The 25108-nt window shown below is 71.4% G+C and carries 17 protein-coding genes; 9 read left to right on the top strand and 8 right to left on the bottom strand.

Annotation, left to right across the window (positions count from 1 at the left end):
* Positions 1–190 precede the first annotated feature (190 nt).
* The 5 genes from ABD932_RS00140 to ABD932_RS00120 are packed head-to-tail and all read right to left on the bottom strand — an operon-like array spanning position 191 to position 4595.
* Complete coding sequence (locus ABD932_RS00140) at positions 191–1060, bottom strand: 5-oxoprolinase subunit C family protein (protein ID WP_345007809.1); 870 nt, start codon at positions 1058–1060, stop codon at positions 191–193.
* Positions 1057–1674, bottom strand: coding sequence for a 5-oxoprolinase subunit B family protein (locus ABD932_RS00135; protein WP_345007807.1), 618 nt, complete (start codon positions 1672–1674; stop codon positions 1057–1059). Before ABD932_RS00135 ends, ABD932_RS00140 begins: the two co-directional genes overlap by 4 nt.
* The gene (locus ABD932_RS00130) at positions 1671–2429 is read right to left on the bottom strand and encodes a LamB/YcsF family protein (protein WP_345007805.1); all 759 of its coding nucleotides are present in this window, start codon (positions 2427–2429) and stop codon (positions 1671–1673) included. Before ABD932_RS00130 ends, ABD932_RS00135 begins: the two co-directional genes overlap by 4 nt.
* A 19-nt stretch (positions 2430–2448) precedes the next feature.
* Positions 2449–3291, bottom strand: a complete 843-nt coding sequence (locus ABD932_RS00125) for a putative hydro-lyase (RefSeq protein WP_345008324.1) — start codon at positions 3289–3291, stop codon at positions 2449–2451.
* Between the two features lie 5 nt (positions 3292–3296).
* Positions 3297–4595, bottom strand: coding sequence for an MFS transporter (locus tag ABD932_RS00120; RefSeq protein WP_345007803.1), 1299 nt, complete (start codon positions 4593–4595; stop codon positions 3297–3299).
* Between the two features lie 134 nt (positions 4596–4729).
* On the opposite strand from ABD932_RS00120, the gene ABD932_RS00115 reads away from it, so the two are divergent.
* The 4 genes from ABD932_RS00115 to ABD932_RS00100 all read left to right on the top strand — a co-directional run bounded on the left by ABD932_RS00115 (position 4730) and on the right by ABD932_RS00100 (position 12697).
* The gene (locus ABD932_RS00115) at positions 4730–5425 is read left to right on the top strand and encodes a GntR family transcriptional regulator (RefSeq protein ID WP_345007801.1); all 696 of its coding nucleotides are present in this window, start codon (positions 4730–4732) and stop codon (positions 5423–5425) included.
* Between the two features lie 91 nt (positions 5426–5516).
* Positions 5517–7043 (top strand): hypothetical protein, encoded by a 1527-nt coding sequence (locus ABD932_RS00110; protein ID WP_345007800.1) that lies wholly within the window; start codon positions 5517–5519, stop codon positions 7041–7043.
* Between the two features lie 31 nt (positions 7044–7074).
* Entirely contained in the window at positions 7075–7956 is an 882-nt protein-coding gene (locus tag ABD932_RS00105) for a hypothetical protein (RefSeq protein ID WP_345007798.1), read from the top strand.
* Between the two features lie 58 nt (positions 7957–8014).
* A complete protein-coding gene (locus tag ABD932_RS00100) occupies positions 8015–12697 on the top strand; it encodes a coiled-coil domain-containing protein (RefSeq protein WP_345007796.1) in 4683 nt (1560 codons plus the stop codon).
* Here ABD932_RS00100 and ABD932_RS00095 read toward each other — a convergent pair whose 3' ends face one another.
* Both ABD932_RS00095 and ABD932_RS00090 read right to left on the bottom strand, forming a co-directional pair.
* Positions 12698–14245, bottom strand: a complete 1548-nt coding sequence (locus tag ABD932_RS00095) for an APC family permease (protein WP_345007794.1) — start codon at positions 14243–14245, stop codon at positions 12698–12700.
* 153 nt (positions 14246–14398) lie between these two features.
* Positions 14399–15046, bottom strand: coding sequence for a hypothetical protein (locus ABD932_RS00090; RefSeq protein WP_345007792.1), 648 nt, complete (start codon positions 15044–15046; stop codon positions 14399–14401).
* Between the two features lie 421 nt (positions 15047–15467).
* Here ABD932_RS00090 and ABD932_RS00085 point away from each other — a divergent pair, with 421 nt between their 5' ends.
* From ABD932_RS00085 to ABD932_RS00065, 5 genes are read left to right on the top strand one after another with little or no spacing between them, the layout of a single operon-like run.
* Positions 15468–18314 carry a sensor histidine kinase gene (locus tag ABD932_RS00085; RefSeq protein WP_345007790.1) on the top strand — a complete coding sequence of 949 codons (2847 nt, stop codon included), beginning with the start codon at positions 15468–15470 and terminating at the stop codon, positions 18312–18314.
* On the top strand, positions 18311–18748 hold the full coding sequence (locus tag ABD932_RS00080; RefSeq protein WP_031486154.1) for a roadblock/LC7 domain-containing protein: 438 nt from the start codon (positions 18311–18313) through the stop codon (positions 18746–18748). Before ABD932_RS00085 ends, ABD932_RS00080 begins: the two co-directional genes overlap by 4 nt.
* A 9-nt stretch (positions 18749–18757) precedes the next feature.
* Positions 18758–19153: a DUF742 domain-containing protein gene (locus tag ABD932_RS00075; protein WP_345007787.1), complete on the top strand. Its 396-nt coding sequence runs from the start codon at positions 18758–18760 to the stop codon at positions 19151–19153.
* Between the two features lie 24 nt (positions 19154–19177).
* Positions 19178–22828: a hydantoinase B/oxoprolinase family protein gene (locus ABD932_RS00070; protein WP_345007785.1), complete on the top strand. Its 3651-nt coding sequence runs from the start codon at positions 19178–19180 to the stop codon at positions 22826–22828.
* Positions 22809–23414 (top strand): GTP-binding protein, encoded by a 606-nt coding sequence (locus tag ABD932_RS00065; RefSeq protein WP_126389958.1) that lies wholly within the window; start codon positions 22809–22811, stop codon positions 23412–23414. Before ABD932_RS00070 ends, ABD932_RS00065 begins: the two co-directional genes overlap by 20 nt.
* 170 nt (positions 23415–23584) lie before the next feature.
* On the opposite strand, the gene glpK is transcribed toward ABD932_RS00065, so the two are convergent.
* Positions 23585–25096 carry a glycerol kinase GlpK gene (glpK, locus tag ABD932_RS00060; protein ID WP_345007783.1) on the bottom strand — a complete coding sequence of 504 codons (1512 nt, stop codon included), beginning with the start codon at positions 25094–25096 and terminating at the stop codon, positions 23585–23587.
* Positions 25097–25108 lie beyond the last annotated feature (12 nt).

Here is a 25108-nt window from a genome sequence, read left to right as displayed (position 1 = left end):
TGGGGTTGCCCGAGCCGCGTGGGGCGGCTGAGTCCATGGCGTTGACGGACCATCGGTCGGTGCCTGAGCACCGGCCCCTGCCGGAGGGATTGCCCCTGTCCGAACGTCGCTTGGTCCCGGAGCCGCAGCCCGCACCGGAGGCGGCGTAGCGCACGCGTGCGTGCCGGGAGGCGGCGGGAGGTGGCGGGCGTCAGCGGTGGCGTACGGCCACGAAGCGGATCGGGGTGCCCGGTACCGCCTGTGCGGCGGCCGGGAGGTCGGCCGCGCGGACGACGGCGATCACCGGGTAGCCGCCCGTGGTCGGGTGGTCGGCCAGGAACACGACCGGTCGGCCGTCGGGCGGAACCTGGACCGCGCCCAGGACCACGCCCTCGCTGGGGAGTTCGCTGGTGAGCGCCCGTTCCAGGGCGGGGCCTTCGGTGCGCAGCCCGATGCGGTTGCTCGCGGCGGAGACGCTGTACGCGCGGGAGGTGAAGGCACGCACGGCCGGCGGTGTGAACCAGTCGTCGCGCGGGCCCAGCGTGACACGCAGCACGAGTTCGGTAGGGGGCGCCGGCTGTGGCGCGACGTCCACGCGCGCGTGGAGCCGTGTCGGCCTGCCCAGGGGCAGCACCGCGCCGTCCGTGAGCGGCGGTGGGCCGAGGCCGGACAGCAGGTCCGTGGAACGGCTGCCCAGGACCGGCTCGACGGCGATGCCGCCGGAGAAGGCCACATAGCTGCGTACGCCGGAGACGGCCGCGCCCACGTCCAGGAGCGCGCCGGCGGGCACGCGCACCGGAGCGCCCCAGGCGACCGGGCGTCCGTTCACCGTGACCCGGCAGGGGGCGCCACCGACCGCCACGGTGACCGTCGAACGAGGCCGCACCGCACAGCCGCCCAGCGTGGTCTCCAGTACCGCCGCCTCGGGGGCGTTGCCGACCAGACGGTTGACCAGCGCCGCCGTCGGCCCGTCCAACGCACCCGAGCGCGGCACGCCGAGGTGGGCGTGCCCGGCACGGCCGAGGTCCTGGACGGTGGTGAGCGCCCCGGCGCGTACGACGGAGAAGGCGCGGTCGGTCATGAGCTTCCCACCGGAACGAAGCGCACGCGCGTGCCCGGCGACAGCAGCGCGGCCGGCACGCGCGTGTGGTCCCACAACACGGTGTCCGTGGTGCCGATCAGCTGCCAGCCGCCCGGCGACGAACGGGGGTACACGCCCGTGTAGGGGCCCGCCAACGCCACCGCACCGGCGGGGACGGCCGTGCGCGGAGTGGCCCGGCGCGGGACGTCGTAGCGCGGCGGCAGGCCGGTCAGATAGCCGAACCCGGGGGCGAATCCGCAGAAGGCGACGCTGAACTCGATGTTCGCGTGGATACGGGCCACGTCGCGCGCGGAGACGCCCCAGTGCGCGGCGACGTCGGCCAGGTCGGGGCCGTCGTAGCGCACCGGGAGTTCGACGACGTCACGCGCGCGTGGGGGAGCGGGCGGCACTTCGGTCATGGCCAGCTCGGAGGCCACGCGGGACGGTGCGGCGAGGCCGTCGAGCAGGACCGTCCGGGCCGCGGGGACGATCTCGCGGACCGACAGCGAGCCCTCGGCGCGGCGGCGCAGCAGCTCCGCGTGCAGCGCCTGCGCCTCCTCGCCCGAGTTCACCTCGACGAGCAGGGCGTCGTCGCCGACGGGCAGCGCCCTCATACGAAGGCCTCCACCAGGACCCCCGACTCCTCCAGCCGAGCCCGCACCCGGCGGGCCAGCTCGACGGCGCCGGGCGTGTCCCCGTGCAGGCACAGGGAACGCGCGCGTACCGCGACCTCTGCCCCGGAGTGCGAGGTGACCACGCCCGAGCGGGCCAGACCGACCGAGCGTTCCACGACGGCCTCCGGGTCGGTGACCACGGCGCCGTCCTGGCCACGCGGGACGAGTGTGCCCTGGTCGGTGTACGCACGGTCCGCGAACGCCTCCTTGACGGCCGGGATCCCGGCCTTGGCGGCCACCTCCAGCAGCCGGGAGCCGGGCAGGCCGAGCACGGGCAGCGTGGCGTCCGCCAGGAGCACGCCGTCGACGACCGCGCCGGCCTGCTCCTCGTCGTGCACCACGCGGTTGTAGAGCGCGCCGTGCGGTTTGACGTACGACACGCGCGTGCCCGCCGCTCGCGCGAAGACCTCCAGGGCGCCGATCTGGTAGGCCACTTCGGCCGCCAGCTCGGCGGGCGGCACGTCCATGGCGCGCCGCCCGAACCCTGCCAGGTCCCGGTAGGAGACCTGGGCGCCGATCCGCACCCCGCGCGCGGCCGCCAGCTCGCACACCCGCCGCATGGTGGCCGCGTCCCCGGCGTGGAAGCCGCAGGCCACGTTGGCACTGGTGACGACCGACAGCAGCCGTTCGTCGTCGGTGAGCTGCCAGCGGCCGAAGCCCTCGCCGAGGTCGGCGTTGAGATCGATGGAGGTCATGCGTCCGTCGTTTCTTCCGTCAGGCGACGATGCGGTACTGCTCGTCGCGGGCGTCGGTCAGGAACATCTGCCCCGGTGCGTGGGTGATGGCGAACGGCGGGCGCGAGGCCATCACCGCGGCCTGTGGTGTCACTCCGCAGGCCCAGAACACCGGGATGTCGTCCGGCTCGGCGTCCACCTGATCGCCGAAGTCGGGGCGGCCCAGGTCGGCGATGCCCAGCGCCGAGGGATCGCCGCAGTGCACGGGGCTGCCGTGCACGGCCGGGAGGAGGCTGGTCTCCCGCAGCGCCGCCGAAAGGTGCTGCGGTGGCACAGGGCGCATGGAGACCACCATCGGCCCGCGCAGCCGCCCGGCCGGACGGCACTGGCGGCTGGTCACGTACATCGGGACGTTGCGGCCCTGCTCGACGTGGCGGATCGGGACACCCGCCGCGGCCAGCGTCCACTCGAAGGTGAAGCTGCAGCCGATCAGGAACGACACCAGGTCACCCCGCCAGTGGGCACGCACGTCCGTCGGCTCGTCCACCAACGCGCCGTCCTGCCACACCCGGTAGCGCGGCAGGTCGGTACGCAGATCGGCGCCGTCGGCGAGGACGCTCGTCCAGGAACCGGCGTCCGTGACGTCGAGTACGGGGCACGGCTTGGGGTTGCGCTGGCAGAACAGCAGCATGTCGTACGCCCAGTCGGCGGGCACCGAGATCAGGTTGACCTGGGTGTGGCCCGCCGCGACGCCGGCCGTGGGACCGGTGAGGCCCTCCCGGAAACGGGCGCGTGCCGTTCTCGGGCTCCACGCGTGCGCGTGCTCGTCGACGAGGGTGAGCGGGCGGTCGTCCGACGGGACGGTGAGCGGGCGCTCCTCCATACGGTTCACACCAGCTCCTTCCCACGCGTCTCCGGCAGTCCGAGCAGGGCCAGTGCGGCGATGCCGTAGCCGATCGCACCGAAGACCAGTGCGCCGCCCACGCCCCAGCTGTCGGCCAGGAAGCCGACCGTGGTCGGGAAGATGGCGCCCACCGCGCGGCCGGTGTTGTACGTGAAGCCCTGTCCCGTGCCGCGCACCGCCGTCGGGTACAGCTCGCTCAGGTAGGACCCGAAGCCGCTGAAGATCGCCGACATGCAGAACCCGAGCGGGAAACCGAGCACCAGAAGCAGGGTGTTGGCGCCGCTGGGGATGTTGGCGTACGCCAGGATGCAGACCGCCGACAGCAGCGCGAACAGCCAGATGTTGCGCCGGCGGCCCAGCCGGTCGGTGAGGTAACCGCCGGTCAGATAGCCGATGAAGGCGCCCGAGATCAGGAACGTCAGATAGCCGCCGGTGCCGACGACCGACAGGTCGCGCTCGGTCTTGAGGTAGGTCGGCACCCAGGTGGCGAGGGTGTAGTAGCCACCCTGGACGCCGGTGGAGAGCAGCCCCGCGAAGATCGTCGTACGCAGCAGACCGGGCTTGAAGATCGCCGCGAACGATCCCTTCCCGGAGCTCTGTTCACGCACGGCCACCGCCTCGGGGGCGTCGTGCACGCGGCGCCGCATCCAGATGACGAGCAGCGCGGGCAGGGCGCCGGTCCAGAACATCACGCGCCAGGCCAGGTCCTCGTCGACGAGCGAGAAGACCAGCGTGTACATGATCGCGGCCAGTGCCCAGCCGACGGCCCACGAGCTCTGGATCGCACCGAGTGTGCGGCCCCGGTTCTTGGCGGTCGCGTACTCGGCCACGAGGATCGCGCCGACCGCCCACTCGCCGCCGAAGCCGAGGCCCTGGAGGGCGCGGAAGACCAGCAGCCACTCGTAGTTGGGTGCGAAGCCGCAGGCCACGGTGAAGACCGCGTAGGTGATGACCGTGATCATCAGCGCTTTGACCCGGCCGATCCGGTCGGCCAGCACGCCCGCGAGCGCGCCGCCGACCGCGGAGACCACGAGCGTGACGGTGGTGAAGAGACCGGTCTGACCGCTGTCCAGGCCGAAGTAGGCGGCCAGGGCCACCATGCTCAGCGGCAGCGTGAAGTAGTCGTACGAATCCAGGGCATAGCCGCCGAAAGCGCCCGCGAAGGCGCGGCGGCCGCGCGGGCCAAGGGCGCGCAACCAGCCGAACGCGCCGTCGTCGGCGGCGCGTTCGTCAGTGGTGGGGTGGGCGTCTGTCAGGGCCTGCGGTGGAGGGGTCGAGCTCATGGGCACCTCGCAGAGAGGGGGACGGAGGGTGCTGGGGACTGAGCCTTGCCGGTTCGTAGCACCGTAGGGGATCGTTCAACGATCCCTCAATACCCATGTTGTTTCGTTCTTGTAATCTGCGATTGAATTCCGGCATGGCAGAGCAGCTGACCTCACTCGCCGAGGACCGCGCCCTCCTGGGCCGCACCAGCACCGCGGAGCGTGTCTCGGACATCCTCCGCAGCCGCATCGCGGAGGGGTTCTTCCCACCCGGCACCCGGCTGTCGGAGGACAGCATCGGCGGCGCGCTCGGCGTCTCCCGCAACACGCTGCGCGAGGCGTTCCGGCTGCTCACGCATGAACGCCTGCTCGTGCACGAGCTGAACCGGGGTGTCTTCGTCCGGGTGCTGACCGTCGAGGACGTCGAGGACATCTACCGGACGCGCGGCCTCGTCGAGTGTGCGGTGGTGCGAGGGCTCGGGGAGCCGCCGTACGGCGTCGACCGCCTTGCCGAGGCCGTGACGGAGGGGCAGCGGGCGACGCGCGAAGGTGACTGGAAAGCGCTGGGTACGGCCAACATCCACTTCCACCGTGAGCTGGTCGCCCTCGCGGGCAGTGACCGTACCGACGAACTGATGCGCAGTGTCTTCGCGGAGCTGCGCCTGGCGTTCCACGTGGTGGACGACCCACGCCGGCTGCACGAGCCGTACCTGGCCCGAAACCAGCAGATCCTGCGGGCACTGGAGACAGGGGACAAGGCGGAGGCCGAAAAGCTGCTCGCCGTGTACCTGCGCGACTCGCTGGAGCGGGTCGTGGAGGTGTACAGGCGTCGCGTCGGGGACGACGGCTAGCGCCTGAGCCGCGTCGGTGTGACATCCGTGACGCCCGGGCGCATCTGCGTCGTTTGGGTCGTTGTCAGACCGAGGACCTAGTCTGTGCACCGTGACTTCACCCGCATCGACGGACCGTGTTCCGCCCCAGCTCAGCGCGGGGCCGCGCCCTGCTCCGGGCCCGGCCGCCGACGAGGGGCTGGCGCGGCGGCTGCGCGCGCTCGCCTGCACCGCGCCGCTGCACGACCTCGACGCGCGCAAGGCCAACCTCGCGGGCGAGTACTCGGTGTACGGCATGGCCGAGGTGGCGCTCGCCGCCATCGACCTGGTCACGCTCAACATGGACTTCGACACGGGCGCCGACCACGACCAGATCGTCGCCCGGCTCATCCCGCGCATCGCCGCCCAGGCCCCGCAGCGCCCCGTCACCGAGCACGAGCGGGTGGCCCGCTGGGTCCTGGAGAACCTGATCAACGTCGGCAGCGTGGACCGCGGCTTCCGGGCCGTGTACGGCACGTTCGCACCGGACGGCAGCTATGTCCGCCGTGACTACGACTTCAAGCTGATCGAGGAGGTGCCGGGGCCGGGCGGCACGGTGTACCTGCGTACGACCGACGAGGCGGTCAACGTCCTCGTCGGCGCCCTCGACACCGATGTCACCAGCGCCCAGATCGCCGCCGAGGTCAAGCTGGAGGTCCTGATCAACCGCGGCCGCCTCGCCGACGCGCAACTGGCCGCCGAGCAGGCCCGGTACCGGACCGTGCAGTACTCGGAGACGCTTCGCAGGGCCCTGGACGCGACCCGGCGCAACGTCCGGTCGGTCGACTGGCTGAACTCCGTACCGGACATGATCGCCGAGGCGCTCGACCACGTTGCCGACCGGTACCGCCACGAGAACGCGATCCTCACCAACATCCGCAAGGCCCGCGACGAGACCGAGGACACGGAGCACAAGCGCCGCGCGGCCGAGCTCGTCGACATCGTCAAGGACTGCATCCGACGGCACACGCAGCTGCAGTCCCGCCTGCTGGAGGCCGGCCCCCTGTTCCGCGCCGAGCAGGACCGGCAGGCCTTCGCGACACCGATGACGACGTCGGGGACGGACCTGTACGGCCATCTCCTCGCCCCTGTCCTGCCGTTGCCCCTGGAGCAGGCCGTCCGGGTCACGGACGCCTTCTTCGCACGCGGCACGGGCATGCGTACGCCGCTGTCCGTGCGGGTCGGCGACCTCGTCGACATACTGCTGACGCCGCCCGTGGAGCGCGAGCACCTCGGAGCCGAGATGCCCGAGCCCGACCTCATCGCGACGCCGGACGACAGCCGGTTCAGCGAGGAACAGCTGGCCGCGGCGACGGAACTGCTGGACCTGCCGGCTGACGCGCCACGCCGGTTGTCGGGTCTGTTGGCTCAGGCGCGTCGCCAGGACCCGGACCTTCCGTATCTCGTGGCGTTGATGGCCGTTCACGCGGCAAGTCCCCCTGTCGGGACCGCCTATCGGCAGGGGGAGGAGAAGCTGCTGTTCGCCGTGGACGACGGGACGGAGCTGGACGATCCCGAGTTCGGCGGGGCCGACCTGATCGTGGGGACGGCCCTGCTGGACGCGGCTGGGATGGCCGCCGACAGGACGGAAGCAGCATGAGTGAGCGACAGCGGAGCAAGGAGCACCAACCGTGAGCGAGCACGTCGAGTGGAGTGACGCGGAGCCCTCCGCCCCGTCGGCGCCCGCCGCCGTCACGCCCGCCGACGCCGCCGACGCGGCTCGGCTCGTCGCGTTCGGACTGCAGCCCAAGCTGCAGCCCGCACGGGACCAGGAGTACGCGGAGCTGCTCCGGCGGTACCGCGAGGACCCGCCGTTCGCACGACTCGCGGATGCCGTGGCCGCGGGGCTCGGGCTCGTGGTCCTGGAGGTGTCCCCGCGCGCGGGGATGGCCGTGACGGCCGCCGAGGACTCCGTGTTCGCCGTCCGCATGGGCGACTACGCGCGTCGTACGTCCGCCGACGGCAGCGACCGCTTCCTGCACGGACTGGCCCATCTCGCCGTCGCCGCCATGGCGTTCCCGCGGCCCGAGGACCTGGCCGACGACGGCTACATCGGGCGCGTGACGGTCAACGGCGTCGACGCCTTCGTCCGGCAGGCCTGCCGGCGACTGGAGGAACGTGCTGAGGAACAGGGCGAGAACACCGATCCGGCGACGGACGCGCCCGGGCTGGAGGCCGCCTGGCGTATCTGGGTGAGACGCAGTGCCACCGGCGCCACCAAGGACGCGCGCAGACTCGCCGGTTCGACGACCGGCATCGTCGGCAAGGCGGCTGCCTTTCTCACCGAATCCGGGTTCCTGCAGCGCACCGGCGACGACAACGGCGGGACGTACCGCACGACCGCCCGCTACCAACTCCAGGTGCGTGACATGGCGGGCAGCGCCGCCATGGCCGAGCTGCTGGAGCTGGGCGTGGTCCCGGTCACCGACGGCACGCCGACCTTGCTGCCCGCCGAGGACACGGACGACCTGGAGCTGGTGGCCGACGCAGGGCTGCCGTTCCACTCCTCCTGACGTCCCCGAACTCCCCTGATCCGACCAAGACTTAGACGAAGACTTACGAGAGTCCGCCATGTACGAGCTGTCCCGGGTCCGCCTCTACTCCATCGGACCGGCCGGTGCGCGCTACGCCGACACCGTGCTGGACCTGCGCGGTGTGGGCGAGCCCGTGCCCGACCCCGCCCCCACGCAGGCGGAGTTCTTCGAGGAGGAGCCCGTCGGTCCGCCGCGCCGGCCGGCGCCCGCCGGGGTGCTCTTCCTGGAGAACGGCGGCGGAAAGTCGGTCCTGCTCAAGCTGATCTTCTCCGTGATGCTGCCGGGCCACCGCAACACCCTCGGCGGCGCCAGCTCCGGCGTGCTGCGGAAGTTCCTGCTCGCCGACGACTGCGGGCATGTCGCACTGGAGTGGCAGCACACACTCACCGGCGAGTGCGTCGTGGTGGGCAAGGTCAGTGAATGGCGCGGGCGCCAGGTCTCCAACGACCCGCGGAAGTTCGCCGAGGCCTGGTACTCCTTCCGCCCGGGGCCCGGGCTGTCGCTCGACAACCTGCCCGTCGCCGAGGCCACCGCCGTCAGGCCGTCGGTCGAGGGCCAGTCGGGTGCGCAGGGGCGCCGTCGCACCATGAAGGGCTTCCGGGACGCCATCACCGAGGCGGGCAAGGCGTATCCGCATCTGGAAGTGCACTGGGAGGAGATCCACGACCGCTGGATCGAGCACCTCGGTGACCTTCACCTCGACCCCGAACTCTTCCGCTACCAGCGGGAGATGAACGCCGACGAGGGTGAGGCCGCCGGCCTCTTCGCGGTCAAGAAGGACTCCGACTTCACCGACCTGCTGCTGCGCGCCGTGACGGACACGCGGGACACCGACGGCCTCGCCGACCTGGTCAGCGGCTTCGGCAACAAGCTGGGCCGGCGCGCCGAGCTGATCGCCGAACGGGACTTCACCGCCGGGTCCGTGGACCTGCTCGGACGGATCGTCGAGGCCGCCGGCGCCCGCTCACGCGCGCGTGACATCCACGCCGGTGCCGAGCGACGGACCCGCACCCTGGCCCGGCGGCTGTCCGCACGGGGTGTCCAGGAGCGCGTGCGCGCCTCCGACCTCGCCCAGCGGGTCACCGCCGCCGCCTACGCCGTCACCCACACCGAGGCGGCGCGGGAGCGCAGCGCGCTGATCGCGGCCGAACTCGCCTACCGGCACGCCTCGTTGGCGCTCGCGGCGACCGAGAAGTCGGCGGCCGCGCAGAAGCGCGAGCTGGCCGACGCGCGCACCCTGCACTCCGCCTGGCAGGCCGCCGAGGCCGTTCTGCGGCACCGTGCCGCAGCCGACCGCGTCGCGCGCGTGTCCGCCGCGATCCAGGAGGCCGAGCGGGACGCGGCCCCGGCGCTGGCCGCCCGCGCCAAGGCCGCCGTCGATCTCGTACGGGCCCTGCACGGGGCCGCGGAGAGCGCCGAGACCCTCGCCAACGAGGGGGAGGAGCGATCCGCCGCGCTCCAGGAGGTCGGCGAGTCCGCGTACCGCGACTCCACCGCCGCCGCCACCGAGGCGCAGCGGGCCCGCAGTGAGGCCGGGCATCTGCGGCAACGGCTGTCCGAGGTCGAGCAGGAGACCGCCGAGGCCGTCCGCGCGGGCTGGCTCGACGACAGCGCCCCCGACGCCGACCCGGCCCGCGCGGCCCTCGCCGCGAGCGACGCCGAGAAGACGGCCGTCGCCGCCTGGGACACCGCCCGTGACGCCTCCCGGCGTGCCTCGGAGCACGCGCGCGAGGCGGCCTCGGCCGAGTCCCGCGCGGAGCTGACGGCGGCCCGCGCGGCGGACGCCGCGAGCGCCGCAGAGCGCTCCTACGACGCCGAGCGCCGCCTCGCCGAGGGGCTGGCGGCGGAGGAGCGGCTCGCCGAACTGCTCAGCCTGACCGGAGAGCCCGGCGTGAAGCGCGGGTCCGTGCCTGCCCCTCGCGCGGGTGACGACGGCAAGGGAAGCGCGGCCGCGCGGGAGGCCGCACAGGTCGCCCCGGGCGCCCTCGCCGAAGCCGCGCTCACCCCGGAGGAGCTCGACCGCTTCGCCGACGAGCTGCGCGAACTGCTCGACGACGCCGTCTCCGCCGCCGAGCGCCAGCTCTTCGAGCTGCGCACGGCAGCCGCAGACGACTCCCGGATCCTCGGCGCGCTCGGTGACGGCGGGCTGCTGCCGCCCGGCCCCGACGTGCTGGCCACCGTGGAGTTCCTCGGCGAGCAGGGCATCCCCGCGCTGCCGGGCTGGCGCTACCTCGCCCAGGCCGTCGACCCCGCCGACCACGCGCGCGTGCTGGCCGCCCGGCCCGAACTGGTCGACGGCGTGATCATCACCGACCCGGACACGCACGCGCGTGCCCGCGAGGTGCTGGGCGACGCGGCCCTGCTGCCCCGGTCCGCCGTGGCGGTCGGTACGGCAGCGGCGCTGCTCGCCCCGACCCCGGCCGCCGATGCGCAGGGCGGCCCCAATCCTGATGTGTTCCTCGTTCCGCCGAACCCGGCCATGCACGACGAGCACGCCGCCGACCAGGAGCGGCACGCCCTGCGCGCGCGGGCGACCGAGCGGGACGAGGAGATCCGCACGCTCGCCGCGCGGCTCGGCAAGGACCGGGAGCTGGCGGCACGGCTCGCCTCGTGGCGGACGGGCTGCCCGGCCGGGCAGCTGGTCGAGTTGGCGCGGGCGGCCCAGGACTCGCGCGCCTTCGCCGAGGAGTCAGAGGCCGAGCTGGCCGAGGCACGGACCGTGCGGGCCGAGGCCGACGAAGCCGCCGCCGAGGCCGCTCAGGTCCGCGACGAGCGACAGGAGGCCGCACAGAAGGCGCGGCGCGCAGCCGACGCCCTGGCCGGGCTGGCCTTCCGGCTGCGTGAGCGGGCCGGCTGGCAGGTCAAGCTGCGCGAACTCGCCGACGAGGCCACCGAGTCCGAGGCCCGCGCCCAGGTCTGCCTGGAGCGCGCCCGCGCCGCCGACGAGGACCGGCGTGCCGTCCAGCGCGCGGCCGACGACGCGCGCCGTACCGCGCGCGCCCTGCGCGCCGAGCGCTCGGAGATCGCGGGCGCCCCCGATGACGTACCGGACACGGACACGGATGCCCCGAAGGCGTCCCTGCCCGCGCTCCGCGAGGCGTACCGTGCGGCCTCCCAGGTCTACGAGAAGGTCGGCGTCGGCGCCGACCTGCGCGCCGAGCAGGCCCGCGCGGAGAGTGACGAGAGCGCGGCGCGCGCGGAACTGGACCGGCTGAGCAACAAGGTCCGTACCCGGGCCGAGCAGCTCCTTCAGTCGCCCGACGGCTCCGACGGGCCCTCCCGGCAGGCGGCCGCCGCGCGTGCGGAGGAGCTGGTCCAGCTCCTGGAGACCCGCATGTCCAGCGCCAGCGAGCAGCTCGGCCGACTGCGCGGCGAGGCCGAGCGGCACGCGCCCGAGGACGGCGAGACACACACCGAGCTGTCCGAGGAACTCCAGCCACGTGACGCCGAGCACGCCCAGGCGCTGCTGCGCACGGCGACCGCCGAACTCGCCTCCCGCACCGAGGCGTTGACCCAGGCCCGCGAGGCACACGCGGAGCTCCTCGAAGCGCACCGCGCCGCCGAGGACGCCGCGGGCGGGTTCGACGAGATCGCCGCGATGCTGCGCGACCTGCTGCGGGAACACACAGCGGACGACGAACAGGAGACGCCGGAGCCGTATCCCGGCAGCCCGGAGGAGGCCCGGCAGTCCGCCGCCGAGGCCCGCAGGTCGCTGCGCGGCTGCGCCGCCGACCTGTCCGCAGCCGAGGCCGCCGTGCGCGAGGCGAGCGACGTGCTCGTCCGGCACGCCAACTCCACGCGCTACGAGCAGGTCCGCACCCCCGCCCGCCAGCAGATCCGCGAGCTGCCCGCCTCGGCGCTGCCCGAACACGCGCAGAAATGGGCCGACGCCTTCGCGCCGCGACTGCGCGTGCTCACCGACGAGTTGGCGCAACTGGAGCGCAACCGCGACTCGATCGTGGACCGGCTTCGCGGCCTGGTCGAGTCGGCGCTGGCGACCCTGCGGTCCGCCCAGCGGCTCTCCCGGCTGCCCGAGGGGCTCGGCGAGTGGTCCGGGCAGGAGTTCCTGCGCATCCGGTTCGAGGAGCCCGACCAGGCCACGCTCACCGAACGCCTCGGTGAGGTCATCGACGAGGCGACGCGCGCGGCGGTGAAGAAGAACTCGGACCTGAGGCGGGACGGAATGTCCCTTCTGCTGCGCGGCGTCGCCGCGGCACTCCAGCCGAAGGGCGTGGCCGTCGAGATCCTCAAGCCCGATGCGGTACTGCGCGCGGAGCGAGTGCCTGTCGGGCAGATGGGCGACGTGTTCTCCGGTGGTCAGCTGCTCACGGCGGCCATCGCCCTGTACTGCACGATGGCCGCCCTACGGTCCAACGACCGGGGCCGGGACAAACACCGGCACGCCGGCACGCTGTTCCTGGACAACCCCATCGGACGCGCCAACGCGACCTACCTGCTGGAGCTCCAGCGCGCCGTGTCGGACGCCCTGGGCGTCCAACTCCTCTACACCACCGGCCTGTTCGACACCACCGCGCTGGCGGAGTTCCCGCTGGTCATCCGACTGCGCAACGACGCAGACCTCCGCGCCGGGCTGAAGTACATCAGCGTCGAGGAACACCTGCGGCCGGGACTGCCGCAGCAGACCCCGGCCGGGGAAGCGGTGCACAGCGAGATCACGGCGACACGGATGTTCAAACGGCCCGCACCGACGACCAGCTGATCAGGCGTCCTGTTTCGGTTCCATGGTGTCCAGGCGGTGCTCGGCGAGGACTCCCGTCCTGTGCCGCTGGACGAACCAGTAGTACGCGAAGCCACCACCCGCGATGACCGCGACGAACAGCACCGCGCCCCAGCGCAGATACCAGTGGTAGGGGGCCGTCGCGTTGTAGACCGAGGCGCGCGGCCAGATCAGGTTGATCGTCATGCCCGCGCCCCACACCACGGCGACGATGTTGACCAGCAGTCCCCACCGGCCCAGGGAGAACTTGCCGCCGCCCGCGGGCTGCCACCTCCCGCGCAGCCGGGCCACCAGCATCGGCGCGGTGACACCGAGGTAGGCGAGGTAGATCATGATGATGCCGATGCTGGTCACGACGGTGAAGATCTGCGGCTGGCGAATGTTGACCACCAGGATCGCCAGCGCCAGGACCCCGATGATCACGGTCGGCAGCACCGGCGTCTGAAAGCGTGGACTGACCCGGGCCAGCAGCGAGGACGCCGGCAGATTGTTGTCCCGGGCCATCGCGAACGCCAGCCGGATCGCAGCCGTGTGGACCGCCAGGGCGCACACTGTGACGGCGATCAGCACGCACCACAGCATCGCCTTGCCGGCCGTCGGGCCGAGTACGTCGAGCACGACGTACTGCAGGCCGTCCGTGGACAGCTTCTCGCCGCTCAGGCTGGAGACGCTCATCAGCGCGAGCAGCAGGATCAGGCCACCCAGGACGAAGGAGGCGACGATCGCGCGGATGATGGCGCGCGGCGCGTTGCGGGACGGGTCCAGGCACTCCTCGCCGAGCGAGGAGGCCGTGTCGAAGCCGTACATGACGTACGCGGACGCCAGCGAGGCCACGAGGAACGCGCCGAGGTACCCTGCGCCGTGGTCCGCACCCGTGCCGTTCGTCTCCATCACCACCTGCGGGCCGCGTGTGATGTGGACGGCGAACAGGACGATCAGCACGACGGTCGCGATCAACTCGATGAACACGCCTGCTGTGTTGATCCTCGCCATCAGCTTGACCCCGAAGGCGTTCACCAAAGTGGTGAACAGGATCAACACCGCCGCCAGAACGACCGCGTTGGTCGCCACGTCGTACGTGCCGGTCCCGTCGCCCACGAGCTGGAAGGCCGATGAGATCTGGGGGAGTGTCAACTGGTAGGCGAGCGCCACGGCCGAGATGGACACTATGGAGGCGATCAACATCATCCAGCCGGCTAGCCAGCCCAGATGCGGATTGCCGACCTTCTTCGACCAGTTGTAGACCGAGCCCGCCACGGGGTAGCGGGCGGCCAGCTCCGCGAAGCAGAGGGCGACCATGAACTGGCCGACGAAGACCATCGGCCACGACCACCAGTAGGCGGGCCCGCCGCTTCCGTAGCCGAAGTAGAACAGCTGGAACGTGCCCGTCAGGATCGAGATGTAGCTGATGCCGGCGGCGAAGGTATGGAAGTTGCCGAGCGTGCGCCTGAGTTCGGGTCGGTAGCCGAACTCGGCGAGTTCGGCGTCGTCGTGACTGTGGGGGCCGGTTGACTGCTCCGTGGATGACATGAGCGGACTCCTCGTGGGCCGGGGAGGGGGAGGCTCCTGCGGGTGCCGTGATCACTGAGGCGGATCGATCGAACCAACCTTGCGGTGAACGGCACCTGTCGCGCCAGATGTACTACGCCTCCCGCTTCTCCCTGCGGCGCCTGCCCGCCCGGCTCAGGAATGCGACAACTGGCCCGCCCCGCCCCGGCGGCGTATCCGCTCCTGCGTGCGCTCGGCCTCCCGCGCCTGCCGTCGTGCCCGGCGCCGCTCGCGTCGCAAAGCGCGCGCCGTGCTGCTCGGCGTCGAGACCACGCCATGGCGCTGGTTCCACACCTGGCGGGTGACCCATACATCGAGAGCGCCCCAGGTGGCCACCACCGTGCTGACCACGCTGCTGATCACCATCGGGAACGCCAGCCACGACTCCGCCAGGGTGCACAGGAATGCCACCATCGCCTGGAGCAGCGTCACCGCGATGATCAGCACCGCCCGCACCGCCGAGGTGCGCACCGGATCGGGCATCCGGCGCCGTCGAGCGGGCTCCTCCACCCACAACGCCCGGTACGCCGAAGGCAGTTCGGACGCCCCGCCGTCAACGGCCGTGGCCGTTCTCTCGCTCATCGACACCTTGCCTTCGGAGCCGGCCGAAACGTCTCGCTCGTCCGCCCTCACCGCACTCACGCCCATCCGAACCTCTCGGCCGCCCGTCGACTCGCGTCCGCCCACGGGAATGTCGCGATCCAGCGCTTCGGGGCCGGGCCGCGCCGTCATATGCGCAGTCGCGCCGCCCTCGGGCGTCTCGTGCCGCTCCGCCGTGCCCATCACCGTGTCACTCCCCACCGCCGACAAACCGCTCGTCCGTGTCCCGAAGACCGGGCTCCCCAGCGACTGCCCGGCTTGCGCTGTTTTACGCCGCCCGGGGGCGGGATGCGGCTCCTGTGGCCCATTCCGCCCCCATTTCCCGTACAGAAGGACGATCGACGCGTCCCGAAGATTCCCGCGAAGATAGAAATCCGGCCAACTGGCCTGAGGAGTCGGCCGGATCGGTCCTCGAGGCCGTCGACGGTTTGCGGGAGGCAATCTCCCGCAATGCCCGGACAACTCCCCATGTCTCGTCACCAGTGCGGAAGTTCAGATTCCGGATGTCCCTTCGAGTTACTTGTGCGTCGGTAGTAGGCTCGCGCCAATTGTTGACGCACAGGTGTGCCCCCTGACCGGTTGGGGGTTTGAGCTGGGGGAGGCCATGCACTTTCGCGGGAAGTCGATCCGCCGGAAGATGGTGGCGCTGCTTCTCGTGCCGCTGGTGTCCCTGACCGCGATCTGGGGTTTCGCCACGGTACTCACGGGGCGAGGTGTGGCCCAGCTGTTCACGGTGTCGTCCCTCGTCGAGAAGATCGGCTACTCCACCGAGGACGCCGTCCGTGTCCTGCAGCAGGAACGCCGCCAGGCGCTGGTCTACCTCGCCGATCGCCGGGCCTCGGACGCGCTGTCCGCACTGCGGGCCACCCGGAACGCCACCGACTCCGCCGTCGCCGAGATCCGCAGGAACGCCAAGGACCCCGATGTCCGCGACGGCTTGGACGCGGGGGACAACGAGCGCCTCACCGCCGTCCTGGACGCCTTCGACAGCATCAGCCCCCTGCGCCGCAGCGTCGAGGACGGCACGGTGACCCGCGCCGCGGCCCTCAACCAGTACAACCTTCTCGTGGACCCCTGCTACGCCCTGCTGGGCTCCCTCGACGGGATCGACAGCGTGGCGATGGACAAGCAGGCCCGCGCTCTCCTCAACGTGACGCGCGCCCGCGAACTGCTCTCCCGCGAGGACGCGTTGCTCAGCTCCGCCCTGGTGGTCGGGAAGCTCTCGCGCGAGGAGATACGGGACGTCTCCGATCTCGTCGCCCAGCGCACCCTCATGTACGACATCAGCCTGTCGGACCTGCCCTCGTCCGAGCGGGAACGCTTCGAGCGCTTCTGGAGGAACGCCTCCACCGCTCCACTGCGCGTCGCCGAACAGGCCGTCATCTCCACCCAGGCGGGCAGGCCCAGCACGGTCGACGCCAAGAGCTGGGACACCGTCGCCGGCAGCGTCCTCGACGAGCTCAGCAAACTCAACGACGAGGCGGGCGCGCGCTATCAGGACCGCGTGAGCCCCGTCGCCATGGGCGTCATCCTGAAGGCGGCCATCGCCGGTGTCCTCGGTCTGCTCGCCCTGCTGTTCTCCCTGTTCCTTTCCGTGCGCATCGGCCGCGGCCTCATCCGCGATCTGCGGCAGCTGCGCCTGGAGGCCCACGAGGCATCCGGCGTGCGACTGCCCAGCGTGATGCGCCGCCTCTCCGCCGGCGAACAGGTCGACGTGGAGACCGAGGTTCCGCGCCTGGAGTACGACAAGAACGAGATGGGCGAGGTCGGCCAGGCCCTCAACACCCTGCAGCGCGCCGCCGTCGAGGCCGCCGTCAAGCAGGCCGAACTGCGCGCCGGTGTCTCCGAGGTCTTCGTCAACCTCGCCCGCCGCAGCCAGGTCCTCCTCCACAAACAGCTCACCCTCCTCGACACCATGGAACGCCGGACCGAGGACACCGACGAACTCGCCGACCTGTTCCGTCTCGACCACCTCACCACCCGAATGCGCCGGCACGCCGAAGGCCTGGTGATCCTCTCGGGTGCCGCCCCCTCCCGGCAGTGGCGCAAACCCGTCCAGCTCATGGACGTCGTGCGTGCCGCGGTCGCCGAGGTCGAGGACTACGAGCGCATCGAGGTGCGCCGTCTGCCCCGCGTCGCCGTCACCGGCCCGGCCGTCGCGGACATCACCCACCTCGTGGCCGAACTCCTGGAGAACGCCACGGTGTTCTCCCCGCCGCACACCGCTGTCCAGGTCCTGGGCGAGCGGGTCGCCAACGGCTTCACCCTCGAGATCCACGACCGCGGCCTCGGTATGGCCGCCGACGCCCTGCTGGACGCCAACCTCCGACTCGCCGAGACGCCCGAGTTCGAACTGTCCGACACCGACCGGCTCGGTCTGTTCGTGGTCAGCCGGCTCGCCCAGCGGCAGAACGTTCGCGTCTCGCTGCAGCCGTCGCCGTACGGCGGCACCACCGCCGTCGTCTTCATCCCCGACGCGCTCCTCACCGACGACGTCCCGGACACCAACGGCATCGGGTTCCGTCTCGACCGGCCCACGCCCTCGAAGGAGGCCGAGCTGGAGGAGTCGCGCCGCGCCGCCCTCGCCCAGGTTCCGGTCCGCGTGCCCGGCCTGCCCGCCTCGCTCCTGGACGGTCCGGTCGAGCTGGAGGCCCCCGTCGACCTCGACGCCCTCAGCGACTTCCCGGATCCACTCGACGAAGAGGACGGCGAACGCGGCGGTCTCTTCCGTCCGCGCCGCACCCTCGCGCAGGGCGAGGACGAGGCGAAGGGCCCGCTCGGCGCCCACCCGGTCGCCGGCATCCACGGCGGACCGGACCAGGCCGATCCGGACGACGAAGTGAGCGCCCCCGTCCCGCTGCCCCGTCGCAGGACACCCAAGCTGGTCAGCTCGCACGGACGCCCGGTCACCGAGCAGCGTTCCCGACGAGGGGAAGCGGACCCGGAGCCTTCCACGGGCCCGAACCGCCCGGAGCCGAACGGCCTCGCCCCGCTGCCGACCCGCCGCCGCGGTACGGGAGCCCGCGGTGAGCTGCCCGGCACGCCGGACCGCGTCGGCGACCGTGGCGACACGCCGCCCGTCGCCGGGCCCGACCGTGGTGAACGGCCGGAGCCCGCGGCTCTCCCGAGGCGCCCGCGAAGGCCCGCGATCGCATCGAGCGGCCCGGACGACAGCGCCTCGAGCACGACCGCCGTCCCGCAGGAGACCGGCTCCGGCTCGACGCCGCTGCCCCGGCGGGTACGGCAGGCCAATCTGGCTCCGCAGCTCAGGCAGGGCCCCGCACGGCGCACCGAGGAGGGGACGGAGCTCGCCGAGCGGGACGCGGACGAGGTACGCAGCCGAATGGCCTCTCTCCAGCGCGGCTGGCAGCGCGGCCGCCGGGAGAACGCCGCGGGCGATGACGCCCACAGCGGCACAGCACCACAGGGAACGAAGGGGGACGGTCGATGACCGCACCGAAGGCGACCGGCCACACCGCGACCAACCAGTCCGGCGAGCTCAACTGGCTCCTCGACGACCTGGTGGACCGCGTCGCCAGCATCCGCAAGGCTCTCGTCCTCTCCGGCGACGGCCTGCCGACGGGTGTGTCCAAGGACCTGACCCGCGAGGACAGCGAACACCTGGCCGCCGTCGCGTCCGGCTTCCACAGCCTCGCCAAGGGCGTGGGCCGTCACTTCGAGGCGGGCAATGTCCGGCAGACGGTCGTCGAACTCGACGACGCCTTCCTGTTCGTGACGGCCGCCGGCGACGGCAGCTGCCTCGCGGTGCTCTCCGACGCCGACTCGGACGTCGGCCTGGTCGCGTACGAGATGACGCTCCTCGTCAAGCGGGTCGGTGTGCATCTGGGCACCGCTCCGCGCACCGATCTGCCCTCGGGCGGGTAGTGGGATGGCATGAGCGCTGAGGGTCAGGGAAGAAGCCACTGGTTCGACGACGAGGCCGGGCCGGTCGTCCGCCCGTACGCGATGACGCGCGGCCGCACCACCAGTGCGGCCCAGCACCGCCTCGACCTGATCGCGGTGGTTGTCGCCGAGCCGCAGGCGGACGATCCGGAAGCGGACTCGACGCTGTCCCCGGAACACGTGGACATCGTCGAGCTGTGCCGTGACGCCCCGCAGTCCGTGGCCGAGCTCTCCGCCGAACTGGACCTGGCCATCGGAGTCGTACGGGTTCTCATCGGTGATCTGGTGGACGGGGAATTCGTCCATGTGAACCGGCCTGTACCGCCTGCCGAGCTGGTGGACGAGAGTATTCTGCGCGACGTGATCAACGGCCTGCGGGCGCTGTGAGCGGCGTGGAAGCGGGGTAGTGACGTGACAGGCTGGCAGTTCTGGGTCGACCGAGGCGGCACCTTCACGGACATCGTCGCGCGACGCCCGGACGGCCGCCTCCTGACCCACAAGCTCCTGTCGGAGAACCCGGCGCGCTACTCCGACGCGGCCGTCGCAGGCGTACGCGAGCTGCTGGGGGGCTCCCAGGATCCCATCGAGGCCGTCCGCATGGGCACGACGGTCGCCACGAACGCCCTCCTCGAGCGCAAGGGCGAGCGGACCCTGCTGGTCACCACCCGAGGCTTCCGCGACGCCCTGCGCATCGCCTACCAGAACCGGCCCCGCATCTTCGCCCGCCGCATCGAACTCCCCGAGCTGCTGTACGAACGGGTCGTCGAGGTCGACGAACGCATCGCCGCCGACGGCACCGTCCTGCGCGCGCCCGACCTGGATGCCCTCGCAGGCCCCCTCCAGGAGGCGTACGACGACGGGATCCGCGCTGTTGCGGTCGTCTGCATGCACAGCCACCTGCATCCCGCCCACGAACAGGCCGTCGGCAGCCTCGCCGCCCGCATCGGCTTCCCGCAGATCTCGCTGTCCAGCGAGGTCAGCCCGCTTATGAAGCTCGTCCCGCGCGGGGACACCGCCGTCGTCGACGCCTACCTCTCGCCCGTGCTGCGCCGCTACGTGCAACACGTCGCCGACGAACTCGAAGGCGTACGGCTGATGTTCATGCAGTCCAACGGTGGTCTCGCCGAAGCCGGGCAGTTCCGGGGCAAGGACGCCATCCTCTCCGGCCCCGCCGGCGGGATCGTCGGCATGGCCCGTATGTCGCAGCTCGCCGGTTTCGACCGCGTCATCGGCTTCGACATGGGCGGCACCTCCACCGACGTCTCGCACTTCGCGGGCGAGTACGAACGTGTCTTCACCACGCAGATCGCGGGCGTCCGGCTGCGTGCCCCGATGCTGGACATCCACACCGTCGCGGCCGGCGGCGGCTCCGTGCTGCACTTCGACGGCTCCCGCTACCGCGTTGGGCCGGACTCGGCGGGCGCGGACCCGGGGCCGGCCTGCTACCGGGGCGGCGGCCCGCTCGCGGTGACCGACGCCAACGTCGTGCTCGGTCGTATTCAACCCGCCCATTTCCCCAGAGTGTTCGGCCCTGACGGCGACCAGCCCCTCGACGACGCCCTGGTCAGGGATCGCTTCGCCGCGCTCGCGCGCGAGATCGGCGAGCAGACCGGCGACGACCGCACCCCCGAGCAGGTCGCCGAGGGCTACCTGCAGATCGCGGTCGCCAACATCGCCAACGCCGTGAAGCGGATCTCGGTCCAGAAGGGCCACGACGTCACCCGCTACGCCCTCACCACGTTCGGGGGCGCGGGTGGCCAGCACGCGTGCATGGTGGCCGACTCGCTCGGTATCCGTACAGTCCTCGTGCCTCCCATGGCCGGCGTCCTCTCCGCGCTCGGTATCGGCCTCGCCGACACCACCGCCATGCGCGAACAGTCCGCCGAGGCGCCCTTGCAGGCCGCCTCGATGCCCGGCGTCCGCAAGACGGCTGACGACCTCGAAGCAGCCGCCCGCACGGAACTCCTCGACGAGGACGTCCCCGAGGACCGCATCAAGGTCACCCGCCGTGCCCAACTCCGTTACGACGGCACCGACACCACCCTCACCGTCGAACTCACCGAGCCCGACACGATGAGGCGTGCCTTCGAAGAACGTCATCGCGCCACGTACTCCTTCACCCTCGACCGCCCGATCGTCGTCGAAGCCCTCTCCGTCGAAGCCACCGGCATCACCGAACCCCCCGATCTCTCCGCTCTCGCCCCCTACGAGGCCACCCCCGAAGGCGGCCCGGCCGCCCCGGAAACCGTCCGCCTCCACACCGGCGGCACGTGGCGCGACGTACCTCTCCACCGCCGCGAGGACCTGCCTCCCGGCGAGACCGTCACCGGCCCGGCGATCATCACCGAGGCCAGCGCGACGACCGTCGTCGACGACGGCTGGCAAGCCGCGACGACCGACGACGGGCATCTGGTCATGGAACGCGTGGCGATTACGCAGAGTTCCGACCTCGACACGAAAGCCGACCCGGTTCTTCTGGAAGTCTTCAACAATCTGTTCATGTCCATCGCCGAACAGATGGGTGCCCGCCTGGAGTCCACGGCCCAGTCCGTGAACATCAAGGAACGGCTGGACTTCTCCTGCGCACTCTTCGACCCGGACGGAAACCTGGTGGCCAACGCCCCGCACATCCCCGTCCACCTGGGCTCGATGGGCACCAGCGTCAAGGAGGTCATCCGGCGCCGCGGCTCCCGGATGCGGCCCGGCGACACGTACGCCGTCAACGACCCGTACCACGGCGGCACCCATCTCCCCGACGTCACCGTGATCACCCCGGTCTTCGACACGGGAAGCACCGCGAACACGGAGAGTGAGCCGGAGATCCTCTTCTACGTCGCCTCACGCGGCCACCACGCCGAGATCGGCGGCATCGCCCCCGGCTCCATGCCCGCCGACAGCCGCACCATCGAGGAGGAGGGCATCCTCTTCGACAACTGGCTGCTCGCCGAGAACGGCCGCTTCCGCGAAGAGGAGACCCTCCGCCTGCTCACCGAGGCGCCCTACCCCTCCCGGAACCCGAAGACCAACCTCGCCGACCTGCGCGCCCAGATCGCCGCCAACCAGAAGGGCGTCGACGAAGTCGCCCGCATGATCGAGAACTTCGGCCTCGACGTCGTCCAGGCGTACATGAAGCACGTCCAGGACAACGCCGAGGAAGAGGTGCGCCGCGTCATCGACGCCCTGGACGACGGCGAGTACGCCTACGAGACCGACTCCGGCGCCGTGATCCGGGTACGCGTGCGCGTGGACCGCGAGAACCGCTCCGCCACCGTCGACTTCACCGGTACGTCCGCGCAGCTGGCCACGAACTTCAACGCCCCCTTCTCGGTCGTCAACGCGGCGGTCCTCTACGTCTTCCGCACCCTCGTCGCCGACGACATCCCGCTCAACGACGGCTGTCTGCGGCCCCTGGAGATCATCGTGCCGTCCGGTTCCATGCTGGCGCCCGAACCTCCTGCAGCGGTCGTCGCGGGCAACGTGGAGACCTCCCAGGCGATCACCGGCGCCCTCTACGCCGCACTGCGCGTCCAGGCCGAGGGCTCCGGCACCATGAACAACGTCACCTTCGGCAACGAACGCCACCAGTACTACGAGACCGTCGCCTCCGGATCCGGCGCGGGCGACGGCTTCCCCGGCGCGCCCGTCGTCCAGACCCACATGACCAACTCGCGGCTCACCGATCCCGAAGTGCTCGAGTGGCGACTGCCCGTGCGACTCGACGAGTTCGCCGTGCGGCGCGGAAGCGGTGGTGCCGGTCAGTGGCGCGGCGGGGACGGGGCCGTGCGCCGCATCAGGTTCCACGAGCCCATGACCGTCTCCACGCTGTCCCAGCACCGCAGAGTGCCGCCGTACGGCATGGCGGACGGCGAACCCGGCGCGCTGGGAGCCAACCGCGTCGAACGCGCGGACGGCACGGTCACCGCACTCGCCGGAAGCGACTCGGCGGATGTCGGTCCCGGCGACGTACTCGTCATCGAAACCCCCGGCGGCGGAGGCTACGGCCCACCGTCGCGCGACCCAAACCAAGCAGGAGAAGAGATCGATGATCTTCGGGCGTTCTGAGCGCGGGAAGCCTCCGGTCGAGCCCGTCACGCTCAAGATCCTGGTGGCCGGCGGCTTCGGCGTGGGCAAGACCACCCTGGTGGGCGCGGTCAGCGAGATCAGGCCGCTGCGCACGGAGGAACTGCTCACCGAGGCCGGACGCCCGGTCGACGACACGAGCGGTGTCGAGGGCAAACGCACCACCACGGTGGCCATGGACTTCGGCCGCATCACCCTGCGCGAGGACCTGGTGCTGTACCTCTTCGGCACGCCCGGCCAGGAGCGGTTCTGGTTCATGTGGGACGAGCTCTCGGAGGGCGCGCTCGGTGCCGTGGTCCTCGCGGACACCCGACGCCTCGAGGACTGCTTCGCGGCCGTCGACTACTTCGAACGGCGTTCCATACCCTTCCTCGTCGGCGTCAACTGCTTCGAGGGAGCCGACCGTTACCCGGCGGAGGCCATCCGGCAGGCCCTCGACCTCGACGACGGCGTACCGCTGCTGCTGTGCGACGCCCGCGACCGAGAGTCCGTCAAGGAGATCCTCATCGGCGTCGTCCAGCACGCCATGGCCTATCAGGCGGACCGCCGCCAGACCGTGACCACCTGACCTCCTGCGCGGACCACCTGACTCCGGCGCACGGACACGGCCCGTACCCCCGCCGACCGGGGTACGGGCCGCGGCTCATGGCACGCGCGCGTGGCTCAAGCGGGTCCACGCGCGCGTGGACCGTGCTTCGGCTTCAGCCGTCCGTCTCTCCTCGGCGCCGGCTGCCTCTCTCAGCTCTCGCCGTCCTCCTCCCAGCCGAAGCTCTTCTCCACCGCCTTGCGCCAGTTGTGGTACTCGCGGTCACGGGCCTCGGCGGTCATTCCGGGCGTCCACTCGACGTCCTTCGCCCAGTGCGCCTTGAGTTCGTCCAGGTCGTTCCAGACCCCGGTGGCCAACCCTGCCGCGTACGCGGCACCCAGGCAGGTCGTCTCGGAGACCTTGGGACGGATCACCGGCACGTCGAGCACGTCCGCCTGGTGCTGCATGAGCAGGTTGTTCTTCGTCATGCCGCCGTCGACCTTCAGGGTCGTGATGTGCACCCCGGAGTCCTGGTACATGGCGTCCACGACCTCGCGCGTCTGCCAGCTGGTCGCCTCCAGCACCGCGCGGGCCAGGTGCGCCTTGGTGACGTACCGCGTCAACCCGGTGATGACACCGCGGGCGTCGGAACGCCAGTACGGCGCGAACAGACCGGAGAAGGCGGGCACGATGTACGCGCCGCCGTTGTCCTCGACGCTCTCCGCCAGCGGCTCGATCTCGTCGGCGGTGCGGATGATGCCGAGCTGGTCGCGGAACCACTGGACCAGCGCACCCGTGATGGCTATCGCTCCCTCCAGGCAGTACACGGGCGCCTCGCTGCCGATCTTGTAGCCCATGGTGGTCAGCAGCCCGCTCTTCGACTGGACCGGCCGGTTGCCCGTGTTGAGCAGCAGGAAGCTGCCCGTGCCGTATGTGTTCTTCGCCGTGCCCACGTCGTAGCAGGCCTGCCCGAACACCGCCGCCTGCTGGTCGCCCAGGGCCGAGGCGACCGGCACACCGGCCAGCTGTCCGACGGCGGTCCCGTACACCTCGGAGGACGACTTGATCTCCGGAAGGACGGCCTCGGGCACGTTCATCGCGGACAGGATCGAGGAGTCCCACTGAAGGGTTTCCAGGTTCATCAGCATGGTGCGGCCGGCGTTCGTCACGTCGGTGACGTGGTGTCCGCCGTCCGTGCCGCCGGTGAGGTTCCAGATCAGCCAGGAGTCGATGGTGCCGAAGGCGATCTCGCCGTTCTCGGCGCGGGTCCTGAGGCCGGGCACGTTGTCCAGCAACCAGGCCGCCTTGGGGCCGGAGAAGTAGCTGGCCAGCGGCAGTCCGGTCTGCTCACGGAAACGATCCTGCCCGTCCGAACCACCGAGCTGGTTGCACAGCGCCGCCGTACGCGTGTCCTGCCACACGATCGCGTTGTGCACCGGTTTGCCCGTCGCGCGGTCCCACAGGACCGTCGTCTCGCGCTGGTTGGTGATACCGAGCGCGCTGATCTGGTCGGTGCGCAGCCCTGCCTTGGCGGTCGCGCCGGCGACCACCGCCTGCACCTTCGACCAGATCTCGGTGGCGTCGTGCTCCACCCAGCCGGGCTTGGGGAAGATCTGGCGGTGCTCGCGCTGGTCGACGGCCACGATCGCGCCGTCCTGGTTGAAGATGATGCAGCGGCTGGAGGTGGTGCCCTGGTCGATAGCGGCGACGAACTTGTCCGTCATGACGTCCCCTTC

Source organism: Streptomyces shaanxiensis (genome assembly GCF_039537145.1).
Classification (GTDB): domain Bacteria; phylum Actinomycetota; class Actinomycetes; order Streptomycetales; family Streptomycetaceae; genus Streptomyces; species Streptomyces shaanxiensis.
The sequence above is the reverse complement of the archived record's forward strand: the minus strand, read 5'-3'. Positions and strand labels throughout refer to the sequence as shown.

What these genes read in the sequence shown, in the direction of transcription:
- ABD932_RS00140 (WP_345007809.1), bottom strand. Translation starts at nt 1,060, where the DNA reads ATGACCGACCGCGCCTTCTCCGTCGTACGCGCCGGGGCGCTCACCACC.
- ABD932_RS00135 (WP_345007807.1), bottom strand. Translation starts at nt 1,674, where the DNA reads ATGAGGGCGCTGCCCGTCGGCGACGACGCCCTGCTCGTCGAGGTGAAC.
- ABD932_RS00130 (WP_345007805.1), bottom strand. Translation starts at nt 2,429, where the DNA reads ATGACCTCCATCGATCTCAACGCCGACCTCGGCGAGGGCTTCGGCCGC.
- ABD932_RS00125 (WP_345008324.1), bottom strand. Translation starts at nt 3,291, where the DNA reads ATGGAGGAGCGCCCGCTCACCGTCCCGTCGGACGACCGCCCGCTCACC.
- ABD932_RS00120 (WP_345007803.1), bottom strand. Translation starts at nt 4,595, where the DNA reads ATGAGCTCGACCCCTCCACCGCAGGCCCTGACAGACGCCCACCCCACC.
- ABD932_RS00115 (WP_345007801.1), top strand. Translation starts at nt 4,730, where the DNA reads ATGGCAGAGCAGCTGACCTCACTCGCCGAGGACCGCGCCCTCCTGGGC.
- ABD932_RS00100 (WP_345007796.1), top strand. Translation starts at nt 8,015, where the DNA reads ATGTACGAGCTGTCCCGGGTCCGCCTCTACTCCATCGGACCGGCCGGT.
- ABD932_RS00095 (WP_345007794.1), bottom strand. Translation starts at nt 14,245, where the DNA reads ATGTCATCCACGGAGCAGTCAACCGGCCCCCACAGTCACGACGACGCC.
- ABD932_RS00090 (WP_345007792.1), bottom strand. Translation starts at nt 15,046, where the DNA reads ATGGGCACGGCGGAGCGGCACGAGACGCCCGAGGGCGGCGCGACTGCG.
- ABD932_RS00085 (WP_345007790.1), top strand. Translation starts at nt 15,468, where the DNA reads ATGCACTTTCGCGGGAAGTCGATCCGCCGGAAGATGGTGGCGCTGCTT.
- ABD932_RS00080 (WP_031486154.1), top strand. Translation starts at nt 18,311, where the DNA reads ATGACCGCACCGAAGGCGACCGGCCACACCGCGACCAACCAGTCCGGC.
- ABD932_RS00075 (WP_345007787.1), top strand. Translation starts at nt 18,758, where the DNA reads ATGAGCGCTGAGGGTCAGGGAAGAAGCCACTGGTTCGACGACGAGGCC.
- ABD932_RS00065 (WP_126389958.1), top strand. Translation starts at nt 22,809, where the DNA reads ATGATCTTCGGGCGTTCTGAGCGCGGGAAGCCTCCGGTCGAGCCCGTC.
- glpK (WP_345007783.1), bottom strand. Translation starts at nt 25,096, where the DNA reads ATGACGGACAAGTTCGTCGCCGCTATCGACCAGGGCACCACCTCCAGC.